The organism is Photobacterium sp. DNB22_13_2 (assembly GCF_052873915.1).
On the sequence record NZ_JBNNXU010000006.1, the window covers coordinates 124,229 to 137,324 of the forward strand.

The 13,096-nt window shown below is 42.1% G+C and carries 8 protein-coding genes; 5 read left to right on the forward strand and 3 right to left on the reverse strand.

Features of this window, described 5'->3' with window-relative positions; genetic code table 11:
- Window positions 1-105 precede the first annotated feature (105 nt).
- Together ACVA58_RS11280 and ACVA58_RS11285 are read right to left on the reverse strand one after the other, a co-directional pair.
- Window positions 106-1,404: a hypothetical protein gene (locus tag ACVA58_RS11280; RefSeq protein WP_446510538.1), complete on the reverse strand. Its 1,299-nt coding sequence runs from the start codon at window positions 1,402-1,404 to the stop codon at window positions 106-108.
- Between the two features lie 53 nt (window positions 1,405-1,457).
- Entirely contained in the window at window positions 1,458-2,483 is a 1,026-nt protein-coding gene (locus tag ACVA58_RS11285; protein WP_446510539.1) for a hypothetical protein, read from the reverse strand.
- 528 nt (window positions 2,484-3,011) lie between these two features.
- Here ACVA58_RS11285 and ACVA58_RS11290 point away from each other — a divergent pair.
- The 3 genes from ACVA58_RS11290 (at window position 3,012) to ACVA58_RS11300 (ending at window position 6,654) form a co-directional block, all read left to right on the forward strand.
- On the forward strand, window positions 3,012-3,353 hold the full coding sequence (locus ACVA58_RS11290) for a hypothetical protein (RefSeq protein WP_446510540.1): 342 nt from the start codon (window positions 3,012-3,014) through the stop codon (window positions 3,351-3,353).
- Between the two features lie 33 nt (window positions 3,354-3,386).
- The gene (locus ACVA58_RS11295; protein ID WP_446510541.1) at window positions 3,387-4,958 is read left to right on the forward strand and encodes a putative glycoside hydrolase; all 1,572 of its coding nucleotides are present in this window, start codon (window positions 3,387-3,389) and stop codon (window positions 4,956-4,958) included.
- Window positions 4,959-5,217: 259 nt separating this feature from the next.
- Window positions 5,218-6,654 carry a sulfatase-like hydrolase/transferase gene (locus ACVA58_RS11300; protein ID WP_446510542.1) on the forward strand — a complete coding sequence of 479 codons (1,437 nt, stop codon included), beginning with the start codon at window positions 5,218-5,220 and terminating at the stop codon, window positions 6,652-6,654.
- Window positions 6,655-7,005: 351 nt separating this feature from the next.
- Here the strand turns inward: ACVA58_RS11300 and ACVA58_RS11305 are convergent, their stop codons facing one another.
- Window positions 7,006-8,520: a sulfatase family protein gene (locus tag ACVA58_RS11305; RefSeq protein ID WP_446510543.1), complete on the reverse strand. Its 1,515-nt coding sequence runs from the start codon at window positions 8,518-8,520 to the stop codon at window positions 7,006-7,008.
- A 572-nt stretch (window positions 8,521-9,092) separates the two neighbouring features.
- Here ACVA58_RS11305 and ACVA58_RS11310 point away from each other — a divergent pair.
- Together ACVA58_RS11310 and ACVA58_RS11315 are read left to right on the forward strand one after the other, a co-directional pair.
- On the forward strand, window positions 9,093-10,811 hold the full coding sequence (locus ACVA58_RS11310; RefSeq protein WP_446510544.1) for a sulfatase family protein: 1,719 nt from the start codon (window positions 9,093-9,095) through the stop codon (window positions 10,809-10,811).
- 125 nt (window positions 10,812-10,936) lie between these two features.
- Window positions 10,937-12,658 carry a sulfatase family protein gene (locus tag ACVA58_RS11315; RefSeq protein ID WP_446510545.1) on the forward strand — a complete coding sequence of 574 codons (1,722 nt, stop codon included), beginning with the start codon at window positions 10,937-10,939 and terminating at the stop codon, window positions 12,656-12,658.
- The last annotated feature ends 438 nt before the right edge of the window (window positions 12,659-13,096 follow it).

Genomic DNA, 13,096 nt, shown 5'->3' on the forward strand with positions numbered 1-13,096 from the left:
ATTATAAATTTTGACAGTACGTTCACGTTGCTAAAATAGGTAGTAAATATATAGAGTGTTTTTTAATATATCCAAACCCAATATATGATGTACGCCAATCACAAGTTAACTTTTTGATTCCATGTCAAAGTAATTGTTGTAAGTATTGAAGAACTCCATCCCTAAATTTTCTGGCATTGCGGCTAAACCAAATAAGAAGGTTGAGAAGTCTACACCTTCGACCCAACCCGCTTTCCATTCAGGCTGGTCATAACTGTAACGCCATAGAATCTCATTGCCATCAGGAAGTTCATATCGTGCATTAATTGATTTATCACGATAAATCGAAATTAAGTCATGTCTAGCATGCTCAGAATAAGGCATGAAGCCAGCCATGATGTGTGGAGAGACAACAAGGTTATGATTAAACTGCCGGTCTGCATCAAAATGGAACCGATCGACACAATACCCATCAGGACAAGCCCCCGCACCTGTACCCCATTCATAACTCTCTAAACCATCAACGTCCATATCATTCCACCAAGCATGATCAGCACTAGCCGCATTGACTGTCGCCGCCTGGTACGCAGGTGAATTGGAGTATTCATGGATCAGGTAGTTGTTGAATAAGAAATTAAACTGTGACGTAAAATATTTCTTACTTTCCGAAAGGAGAGGAATACCATTATACTCGGCAACAGGCAGGTTATCCGGCTTGGCATACCATTTATTCCAGAAAGCAACAGGTGCTGAATCTACACCATAACCAAAGTCTAATGCTTGATGTTTAGCAAACGCAGCCACCAGCATGTACTCATTGTAGGTTTTAGTAGCGTATTCTTTAAAGGTGCCATCACTATTTTGGGCAAGGAAAATTAAACCTTCCTCTACATTTGCGATATAAGCGGTTAAATCGGTCTTCCGATAGAGCTCATCAGCAAGGTGTGCTATTTCACTATTATCACTAAAGTAATTTTTAGCAAAAAGTGCTCCACTTAGCATAATTGCACTATCAATTGGACTCCAATCATCACCGACAGCATCGCCAGTTTGAGTGTTATAGAAGTGAATGAAGGTATTTGACCGATTTTGAGGAACGCTAATATGCAAATCTTTACCTGCTAGCATTCTCAAAGTCTGCAACGCTAACTCTTCCGCCTCAGGTTCCCAACCATTTTTGTGACCAATAGTAAGGGCAATCAACCCCATTCCTGAATTAGCAATTGAGCCAACATGGCTACGGTCACCATTAAGGAAGAGTTTATCCTCATAGGAGCCATTATCGTTTCTCGCTTGCTGCCAATAAGCATAGCCACCACGATATAAATCCTGAATGATATCTTCATCACTTTTCTGATTTTCCACAGCTATAGCTTGAGGGGTTAGAAGCGCAGCCAATAGCACTGATAATAGTTTCTGTTTCATTATCATTCCTTTCTAAGCGTTATCATAAACAACAAAGACAAAGCTCTATTCAATTAGAAAGATAAATTAAAGCCAAGTTTTGCATTCAACCCATTCTTATCTTTTTCTTTATCGATCCCGCCCTCGTGCAGCTTAATCATTGAGTAGCCTACATTTGCAATTAACTTCATGTTTTTATTGATTGGGTAGTTATTGTTCAAATTAATCTTTACGGTCTCGGAACCGGCTAATTTTAAACCACCTTCATTGTAGTTATATGGCGTGCTGATTTCTGTCACGATGTTCTGCCAATGCTTTATACGTATCGATGGTTTAACTGCATATGCGCGACGACGGAACTCTGGATCAGAGTTATCAACATAGCCATTACGTGTAAGTTCTAAACCAAAGTTGACTCTCGAGCTATAACGGTAGATATAGTTACCTTTAATTTCAAAGGTATCGAATTTCTTATTAAGGTTTTCATTTTCAGTTTCTTTTTCAACAAAACTGTAGGTATAAACCGTGTTTAGACCATGCTTACCTTTGGTAAACTGCAGCCCAGGTCGAAGTTTGATCTCGGTGTTAGTGAGACCTGCATCGGGATCTGACTGATGTACATACACAGGCTCAGCAAAAAAACTAAACCAAGGGTTAACCCATTGCTCATAACGAGGTGCAAGAGTGAAGTTTGTTTTTTTGTAGCTAGTTTCTTGTTCAATGCCTGACGTATTTTGGATCTGACTTAATACATAACGTATACGCCAATTCTCATGCAATCGTGTCGACCCATCGGCAACAACATACTTAATATTTTCTGTTTTTGCTGAAAAATCAGAAACCGTTTCATTGTATTCCATTCCAGAGAAGAAAGAAGTACGCTTTGGCATCTTATAAGATGAGTACTCCGGCGCTTTTCTGATGATATCGACATCGTCTTCCATGATAAGAAACTTGCCGTCATCTGCTGCGTTGGCATATCCGGTCAAAGCCAGAGAACCAAGTATTATAGGTATTATTTTATTCATAATTATTCCGTCTATAGTGCGTATCTGTTCCGTATAAAAAAACGCATTATCATCAAAACTTGATTCTTTCATTAAGCACTTTTCAAATGTATTAGTGCACATATTGCATAAGAGTTAAATTGCCTCTTGTAATACACCACTACCTGAAAGCCTAAACAAAACCCACTGCATCAAGTATTGTAAGAAACACAAAAAGGATAAACGTTTCGACTGAAATCTACAACTATCCATTACCATATGTAAACTATTGTAAATCGCCTAGAAGCACTGTAAATACTGGCTTTGCGAGCAAATTACCCCTTGCAGATAAGTTTCAGTATTATGAAGCCAATCACAATAATTTCCGTCAATCTTTCCATCAACTGTGTGAAAACGTCGTGTTTTACCAGAAAGCCATACTAATTAACTATCACTTAGCTTATTCATGGCACCTACATATATCTTCACTACATAACCTGATTTGAGTCACACCATGTAATAAATTGTGTTCACTACTCACGATTTTCAGCTTCTCCATGTTGAATAGCGCTTGCATCTAGAGTATGTTTCAACCCAAACAACATAGAAACGTTTCACCAACTAAAATTTAAAGGATCTGATGTGAAAAGATTTCTTCTACCAATAATTGCTGTATTAAGCATTATCACAACCTCTTCTAGTTTTGCGGCTGAACTTAATGATGCTGATATCAAACGTATTAAAACCGAAGTCAGCTCCATGGCTGATTTTATGGGGCTGAATCCAGTCGAGGTAAAAACCATTACCGAATTAAAAAAAGAACTCACCCTAAACAACAGAGAAGCCGTGGCTAAATACGGTCGCGGAAGCAGCGAGTTCAAACAAGCACGAAAAACAGCCATGAAGAGCTATCAAGGTGAGCTGTACCAAATCATTACCAAAAAAGAATTAAAAGAGTGGCGCCAAGCACAAGCTGGCAAATAGCAAAACCTTATCGGTTTTATCAGGAGATAGAAAATGGAACTTAAAAAGAAGCACTTGGCGCTATTAATTGCAGCATTCATCGGTCTTTCTGGCTGTGTTGAAGACGCTAAGGATACGGATGGTAGCGGTAATAGTGGAGATGTCACCAACCCAGATAACGGCGGTGGTGATAACGGCGGTGGTGATAACGGCGGTGGTGATAACGGCGGTAGCGATAACGGCGGTGGCGATAACGGCGGTGGTGATAACGGCGGTGGCGATAACGGCGGTGGCGATAACGGCGGTGATCTAAAGCTACCTCGAGAAGTCGCGTTATATTATAAGGCTGATGACAAAGAAGAAAGCCCGTATGCAATGTATCTTTATGATAATAATGGTGATGCCTTAGCTATTGGTAATGATAACAATATTGTACACAATAATATTACAATGACAGGAGAAACCTCAGTTAATGACCCACTGACAGTGACGGTTTCCGAAGACAAAGCATCGATTGTTTTTTCTTCTGATGACAAAGCCTATGACCTAAATACGGCCAACGGTAACGACAATCAAAACGGTACATTGCAATTTAAAGTGATTACAAACAGTTTTGATGTACTTAACGAAGCTGGTGAAGAAAATAAGGTCGCACTCAGCATGGCATCCGGCGAGAACAAAGCCTACATCGATGTGACAAGTGCTGTGTCTGCCTCTATCAGTGCCGATCAACCACAGTTAATTCGTGTTCCTTTAAGTTGTTTCCAAAACCAAGAAAACGGTATCGACATCAGCAAAGTTAATATTGCCATGTCCCTTGAGTCATCAGGCGCTATTGAATACCAGTTTAGTGATGCCCGTATTATTGCTAATTCTGTTACGGACAAGCCAGGTGCCAATAACGTCCAAGGTTGCTTGAATAATGGAGAGTCGATTGTTCTTACAGAAGAAGCGTCTGTTCTAGCTCAAAGTGTACGCCGTGGAGCTGCATGGGTTCAAGAGGGCGCAACTCAAACAATCAGCACAACACGAGGCAATGGAATTCAGCTCAACCCAGGTAATTCAACGGAAGAAGGTACCATTCGTTATAACGGTATTCATTACACTGCTGATAAGAATTGGGATGAGAACAACCGCAGTATATTGACCTTTGCTATTGATTTAACCAAAAACCTCAAAGATATGACAATTCCTCGTTTGGATATGAGCCACTACATGTCAGGTTCATTACAAATGAAGTATTTCATGCCTTCTAATACCATTGAGTTGCCAGCGGGCGCTGATACTTATCTAGTCATTAAAATGGAAACTCCTGTAGCCAGTGCAACGGGAGAAGTTACAGGTGGCTACCCTAGCTCAGAGGCTGTCTACTACAATCTTACAAAAGAAAAGGTTGCTCTAGGTAGCGTTCATGAGATCGAGTTACCACTAAAAAAATTCTTCACCAATGCTGACGGTCTAGTAAATTTGAATGCTTTACAGTATGTAGAAAAACTAGTCACACATATTCAACAGGGTGGCCCTAATGAAGAGCCCCTATATTCCAATCTTGCTGAGTTCAAATATGGCCTAGCTGACATCAAACTTGTGATTCCAACTGATGAAACAGAAGTTCCAGAAGAATAAAACGTAAATATTTATATCTTAATAAAGCCAACTCAACATCTTGGGTTGGCTTTATACCCAAGTGACTTCAAAGAACTTGGTTTAGCAAAAACGAATTTTGAGCTCATCACTAATCCCATTCCTATGTTAAATAAGCTTTGAGATTCTAATTATTTAGTTAAATCATTATCTTTGAATTAAAATCATCAATGATGTGCTGAGTTATACAACTTGAAGTCACTTTGGTATATACATTCTAATGTGAACTAAAGGAATAATAATGTCTTTTCCACCGCTAAATAAATGCGCCCTTGCTAGCGCACTCAGCACCGCTTTGAGTCTGAGCCAACCCGCCTTAGCCGACTCAAATCCAATACCTATTGTTGATGGCCATCGCGCTCCCAATGTAGTTCTTATCTTTGCCGATGACCTGGGCTATGCCGATACAGGCTTCCAAAACAGCAGTAAAGATGTCGTCACCCCTAATTTAGATAAATTGGCACATGCTGGTGCCATTCTCACTACCGGCTATGTGACAGCGCCGGTGTGTGGCCCATCGCGTGCCGGTTTGCTTTCTGGGCGGTACCAGGAGAGCTTTGGCTACCACGACAACACAGCTCCTTATGTTCGAGAAGAAGGTATTACCCAAGGTTTACCACTTGATATTCCAACCATAGGTAACCGCTTCCAGGACATTGGCTACACCACAGCAATGATTGGTAAATACCACGATGGTGACCCGAAAGAGTACTGGCCTCACAACCGAGGGTTTGACGAATTCTTTGGTTTTAACAATGGTGCTGCTAATTACTTTGTCGGGCCAATCAATGAGAAGAACGCCGAAGAAAAACCTAACTCTTCCATCTACCATAATGATCAGTTAGTCCCCCCTTTTGACGACTACCTTACCGATCGTTTTGGCAATGAGGCCGTCAATTTTATTGAAAACCACAAGAAAGAACCGTTTTTTCTTTATGTCCCATTCAATGCGATCCATGGCCCGCTACAAGCCTTAGAAAAAGATATCGCACGCTTTAAGCACATCAAAGATCCTAAACGTCGTTTGTCGGTGGCAATGAACTTCAACATGGATAAAAATGTTGGCAACATTATCAACAAGCTCGAAGAGCATGATTTAATGGAAGATACTATTATTGTCTTCCTATCTGACAACGGTGGTAAGCCCAAAGGCAATGCGTCATATAATCACCCATTACGTGGTGAGAAAAATACCCTTTGGGAAGGTGGGATCCGCGTTCCATTCACTGTGACTTGGGAAGGAAAAATCCCTGCCGGACAAACAATTGACGATCCTGTAATTTCACTAGATATCCTACCAACAGTACTAAAAGCAGCCGGGGCAGACACGTCGGAATGGGATATTAATGGTGTCGACATCATGCCGCGCCTAACCGGCCAGTCAAAGAAACTGGATAACCGCTTCCTATATTGGGATCGAGTCATTAAAGCCGCTATCCGTGATGATGAATGGAAGTTGGTGATGCCAAATATCACTCCAAAGAAAACACAAATTCAGTTATTTAACATCAGTAACGATATGAGTGAGTCCAACAACCTAGCGGACAAACATCCTGAACAAGTTGAACGCTTAATGAAAGAGTTCAAGCAATGGCAATCCAACAATGAACCCGCCAAATGGGGATGGAACAAGAAAAAATTCCCGCATAAAACAGTCTTCCGTGGTAAGCAGTACTAACTACAGTGACTTAATCAAGCCAGAGTAAAATACTCTGGCTTTTTTCTACCGTAATCGATGAAACCATACTTAGGCAGAACCAACATACCCAAGCTACTTCAAGATGCAGGTTCAGCGAGAATTTATAAGCTTATAGACAAGGCATTGTTTTGAAGATCTAGTGGCTCTAAATCAAGAAACAATAACGCAGTATAGCAGCTTAGAAACTCGCCCTTCGGGAGGGTGTCAGCCCATTCACTCCTTCGTTGAAGCTTTTTGAAAGGGAGTGCCATTCCTGATTTTAAATAAAAAAGAGCAGCAGTTATTCACTGCCACTCTAGATACCACTGCTTTCATCATAAATTAATGACTTTATTTACTACTGCTTAGCTGGCGGTGAATTTTCTTTCTCTGGCGTGTTTCAACCTGAAGTTCGGCTGTACGACTGACCAAGAAATCATTGTCTTCACGCTTCAAGAACAACTCCAACATAGGATCTTTATATTGCTCCATATGTTGACGCATTAGCTCTGCCATTTTCATTTGCTGTTCTTTAAACTCTTTCTTACCGGCAAGGTTAATTTTTGCATCAGGATCAGAGCGCAAGTCATAGACTTCGGTAACGGTGCGATTAAGGAAGAAATCAACCCTTTCTTTAATTTCAGCATCTTCCGAAGCTAGACGCTTCATTGCTTTAAATGTACTGCTATTATTCGCAGAGGTTTTGTAAACTCGACCACCAACAGCCCAAGGGTTGAAAATATACAGCCAATCAGAGTTTTGCACCGCTGCCATTGGGAAAATTCGGCCACCGGCATTTTCATGATACTGAGTAAAAACATAATCACGCTCGGCCTGGGAGTCACCTTGCAGTAGCGGTAAAAAGCTTCGTCCATCCACAGATTTAGGGATATCTACTCCAGCAACATCAAGCAAGGTTGGCATCAAGTCGACCATAGAAACAAAGTGTTCATCATCGACTGAAGATTTAATTTTGTTCGGCCAGCGTACAAAGAATGGCGTATGGTTACTGTTACGATACACATTTGATTTCGCGAACGGTGCAGCAAGGCCGTTATCAGACAAGAACAAAACAATGGTGTTATCACTCACCCCTTTCTCTTCAAGCACTGACATCATTTCGCCCACAGTATCATCTAACCTTTTCACTGAGCTAAAATACTGAGCCAATTCAACTCGTGCTTCAGGAAGATCCGGAAGGAAGCCAGGCACTTGGACTTCTTCAGGCTTATAAATCCTCGATGGCCTTTGCTTGCCGCCTCTTTCATAGTTCGGACTGTCAACAAAGTAAGGGCGATGCGGATCATGGGAGTTTGCCATCATGAAGAATGGCTTGTTGTTTTCCTGCGCAGAATCAATAAATGCAGACAAATGCTTACGGTAAAGTTTTGGCCCACGTCCACTGCCGATATCAGCCTTATCTTTGCTGTAATCCCACACATAATCATCAACATATTTCGGTGTTGAGTGATTCACTTTACCAAGAATACCAACACTATAACCATTATCCTTTAGCTCCTCGGCCAGTGTGGGTATTTCCTGGGTGGTAGGATAAAAACCAACAATACCGCTATTCTGGATATACCGACCTGTTGCCATGACACCTCGGGATGGCTCACATACCGACACAGTAACGAAGGCATTATTGAAACGAATGCCCTGGCTTGCCAACCGGTCAAGATTTGGAGAAATCTCAGGTACAGTCGAACCCGTCACACCCAATGAGCCATAATCCATATCATCAGCGGTAATGAGTAAAATATTTGGTGCGACCTGTTCATTCTGGGCTGGCTGAGCCGACATTGACGGCGCAGAAGCTGCTGAAAACAGCATCAGCATCGTGGTGGTTAAAACATTCTTTTTCATGGTAACCATTATCTTTTATCCTTTGAATTTATGTTACCCATGAATAACTGTCCCCGTAAGCCTTTCCCAGTTATTCGGATAACCTCCTGATTTTCCTTCGCCAAGCTTTCTCAATTTCAACGAAAAGTGAAGCTCACAGGCAAGTAAAATCATGCTTCACATCAACAATCGCCAGAGTATAAACGTTTCTATATAAAGCCGTGTGATAAAGTTAACATTTACTTGTACTAGCTATTCATGGAGGCTATTTTTGCTTTGAATTTGGATGCTTGCCACAAAACACGTAGAGAAAATATCGATGTTCGATAAAAACACAAAAATAAATCAGATCTAAGTCATATTAGCAAAATAAACCACCACACCAAGTGCATGCATAATTGATCCACCACCTCGAAACGTTTATATTCAAGCTATTCCCAAGATAAAATTGTAAGCAAGCATTTCTCAATACCCTCGTGGTATTAACATTTTTTATGTTGAGACACTCATCTTTGATGTGGCAATTCAAGTTCCCTAACGTTTTCTACATGAACCATTTGTCTTCTTAAAACTGATATGTAATCAAGGACTTTATGAAAACTGCACATTCAACCCTCGCAAAGGGGATCGGGCTCTTGCTAGCAGCAAGTTCTGTCACAGCCCAGGCCAGCCAGGCGAGTAGCCAACCCAATATTTTATTCATCTTCTCTGATGACCACTCCAATAATGCTATTAGTGCTTATAGTGGTGACCTTGTTCAAACTCCAAATATTGACCGCATTGCCAATGAAGGGGCTATTTTCGACAATGCGTTCGTCGGTAACTCAATTTGTCAGCCTAGCCGCGCCTCTATCATCACCGGTAAGCACTCGCATTTAAACGGCGTTATTGATAACTCTTCAGCTTGGAACCCTGACCAAACTATCTACCCAAAAATCATGGAAAATGCTGGCTACCAGACAGCTTTGATTGGTAAATGGCACATGCATCCAACTCCGGTAAAAGAGTTTGGCTATTCCAACGTGCTGAATGGCGCTGGCGGTCAGGGAACTTACTACCAACCTGAATTTATTGATAACTATGGCAAGATAACAACGGTTGAAGGCTATTCGACTGATATCATTACCGATCAGTCACTTCAGTGGTTGGAAACAAACCGCGATGCAGACAAACCTTTCTTGCTACAAGTTCAATTCAAGTCACCTCATACACCACGTAGGCCACCATTACGTAACTTGGAATTGTTCAAAGATACTAAATTCCCTATTCCAGCAACGCTGCATGATGACTACACAACACGTGGTAAGCATGCCAGCGAAGCCTGGATGGAGCTTTACGGTATGACTGCTGAAGGGATCAATGCCTTCCCACCAGCGCCAACAACCGCAGAGAAGAAACAAATCCGAGAAGCTTGGTTAGCGAGTATGAGCAAACCTGAGCGTGATGCATTTGATCAGTGGATGGAGCGCCTTACTGAAGATCAGCGCATTGCTTTCCATGCTGCTTATGACGACATTAACGTCGACTACTGGAAGAAAATCCAAACACCTGAATACAAGATGCGCTATGGCTACGTTCCACCAGCCGAGAAAAAGGCACGTACCGAGTATAACTATCAGCGTTTTATGAAAGAGTACGCTGCAGCTACGGTTACTGTTGATGAGAACATCGGCCGAATCCTTGAATACCTCGACGAGACAGGTCTGGCCGAAAATACCATTGTGGTATATAGCTCTGACCAAAGCTTCTACATTGGTGAACATGGTTGGGCGGAAAAGCGCTACATGTATGAAGAAGGGATGAAAATGCCATTCATCATCCGTTGGCCGGGACACATTGCGGCTAACCAGCGTCCACAAGCGATGATCCAAAACATCGACTTTGGTCCAACCTTCCTCGACGCTGTTGGCTTGGATGCACCAGACGAAATGCAGGGTAAGTCCTTCCTTGATGTATTAACCGGTGAACAGAGTGATGCACAATGGCAGAAAAAACGTCCTTACGTTTACTACCACTACTACATGGAAGGCGCACACAACGTTCCACGCCATGACGGTGTTCGTAGCGACCGCTATAAGCTGATTAATTTCTATTCAGAAAACAACGGCAAAGGCGAATTTGAGATGTACGACCTTAAAGCTGATCCGAATGAGCTAAATAACGTTTATAACGACCCTAAATTCTCAAAAGTCCGTGAAACGATGATGAAAGAACTTCACGATGCACGTAATGAGTATGAAGTTCCGGAGAACGTATACGAAGCACCATTCCCATTTATGACGGCTCAAGAGCGTAAAGCACTCGGCTATTAATTGTCATTAGCCTCGGTATCTCATCGAGATGCCGAGGTATTGATAATGACTAACTCAAAAACGTAAGCCCGAAACCGTAAAACTTTAATAACAATTTACTTTTAACATCATTAAAGCAGGATAATATGAAAATTAAGCGCTCGACTTTATCCAAAGGAATTGGTGTGCTTTTAGCCGCTGGCACCATTTCTACACAGAGTGTTGCCGCTGCCTACGAACAACCTAACATTCTGTTTATTTTCTCTGATGACCACTCGACTCAAGCAATAAGCGCCTACAACGATAGGTTTGTAAATACCCCAAATATTGATCGTATCGCAGACGAAGGGGCTATTTTCGAGAATACCTTTGTAGGAAACTCAATTTGCCAACCCAGCCGCGCAACAATCCTAACAGGGAAGCATTCACACCTAAATGGCGTTATTGACAATACCTCTCGCTGGAATCCTAATCAGACAATTTATACTCACTTGCTGGAAGATGTTGGTTACCAGACAGCTCTGATTGGTAAATGGCATATGAACCCTGCCCCAGTCAACGAGTTTGGCTACTCAAACGTGCTCAATGGGCATGGCCGTCAGGGGACTTACTATCAACCAGAGTTTATTGATAACAAAGGTAACATCACCACTGTCCAGGGTTATTCTACCGACGTTATTACCGATCAATCTATCGAATGGTTGGAACAACAGCGAGATGTCGACAAGCCCTTCTTACTAAAAGTCCAATTCAAATCGCCGCACACACCACGCCGCCCACCGCTGCGTCACCTGGCGTTATTCAAAGACAAAACGTTCCCGCTACCAGAAACACTGTTTGACAACTATGAGACCCGCGGTGAGCATGCCGATAAAGCTTGGATGAAGCTGTATGGGATGTCAGGTGAAGGGATTAATGCTTTCCCTCCTGCACCAACAACACCAGAACGAGCTGAAATTCGTGAAGAGTGGATTAAGAGCCTGACCAAGCAGAAGCGTAAAGCATTTGAAGGCTGGATGGCCCGAATGACCGATGAACAGCGTGATGCGTGGCACAAAGCCTATGACGACATCAATGTTGATTACTGGAAGAAAATCCAATCTCCACCATATAAAATTCGTTACGGTAATGTACCTGAAAACGAAAAGAAAATTCGTGCTGAGTATGTCTACCAACGATTCATGCGAGACTACATGGCGTCAGTCACCGCTGTTGACGAAAATGTGGGACGTATCTTGGACTGGCTTGATGAAAACGATCTCGCCAAGAATACCATAGTGGTTTATAGCTCAGACCAAAGCTTCTTCATCGGTGAACACGGTTGGGCAGAAAAACGTTACATGTACGAACCAGGTATGAAGATGCCATTTGTGATCCGCTGGCCAGAGAATATCCCTGCCCATTCAAAACCTGAGGCAATGATCCAAAACATTGATTTTGCACCAACCTTCCTTTCAGCTGCAGGAGCGAAAGTACCTAGCGAGATGCAAGGTAAATCATTCCTTGATGTACTCACAGGTAAAGAAAGTGATGCCCAATGGCAGAAAGAGCGACCAATTGTGTATTACCACTACTATATGGAAGGTGGCCACAACGTACCTCGTCATGACGGCGTCAGAAGCGAACAATATAAACTGATTGATTTTTACTCTCAGAATGGCGGTAAAGGTTGGTTTGAGCTTTATGATCTAAAAGCGGATCCAAACGAAGTCAACAACGTCTACGAAGCTCCTCAATACAAAGAAGTCCGTGAGGAGATGACCGCAGAGCTGAAAAAAGCCCGCGCCGACTACAAAGTGCCTAATGATGCCTTCGAAGCGCCTTATCCATACATGAATCGAAAAGAGAAAAAAGCGTTAGGTTTCTAAGCTAAGCAAATACCCCCAAGTGAAATACCCCAATGAAAGCAGCGCCTTAATAAGCAACGTTTTCACGGGGTATTTAACTTTCCAACCTCGGCCCCAACAATGGCAAGAACACAGCAACCAGCAGAGTCATGCAAGCATAAATCCTTTCCTCGCCTCACAGTCGTCAGGCATAAGCAAATCTATGGTGATTCAAGTAACTCGATCTGCCATTGAGTAACTGCGTTAACAAGTAATGAAGCAAAAATGAGTCATCCCAAAAACTGACCGACTCGAAGACTGACATAACGGATTTGGAAGTGTGGCGAAGCTAGTTTAGAAAAGTGTCTAGTATTTTAGAGCCGTTCAATGTTCCAAGTCATCCCCAAATTATCTAGTTTATGTTAGCGTTGTTGACTTGGGTTTAGATTCGAAGCAGAAATTACACCGTAAGGTTATTGT

Coding starts and splice junctions, on each gene's coding strand:
- ACVA58_RS11310 (WP_446510544.1), top strand. CDS start 9,093: ATGAAAACTGCACATTCAACCCTCGCAAAGGGGATCGGGCTCTTGCTA.
- ACVA58_RS11295 (WP_446510541.1), top strand. CDS start 3,387: ATGGAACTTAAAAAGAAGCACTTGGCGCTATTAATTGCAGCATTCATC.
- ACVA58_RS11300 (WP_446510542.1), top strand. CDS start 5,218: ATGTCTTTTCCACCGCTAAATAAATGCGCCCTTGCTAGCGCACTCAGC.
- ACVA58_RS11280 (WP_446510538.1), bottom strand. CDS start 1,404: ATGAAACAGAAACTATTATCAGTGCTATTGGCTGCGCTTCTAACCCCT.
- ACVA58_RS11315 (WP_446510545.1), top strand. CDS start 10,937: ATGAAAATTAAGCGCTCGACTTTATCCAAAGGAATTGGTGTGCTTTTA.
- ACVA58_RS11305 (WP_446510543.1), bottom strand. CDS start 8,520: ATGAAAAAGAATGTTTTAACCACCACGATGCTGATGCTGTTTTCAGCA.
- ACVA58_RS11285 (WP_446510539.1), bottom strand. CDS start 2,483: ATGAAAGAATCAAGTTTTGATGATAATGCGTTTTTTTATACGGAACAG.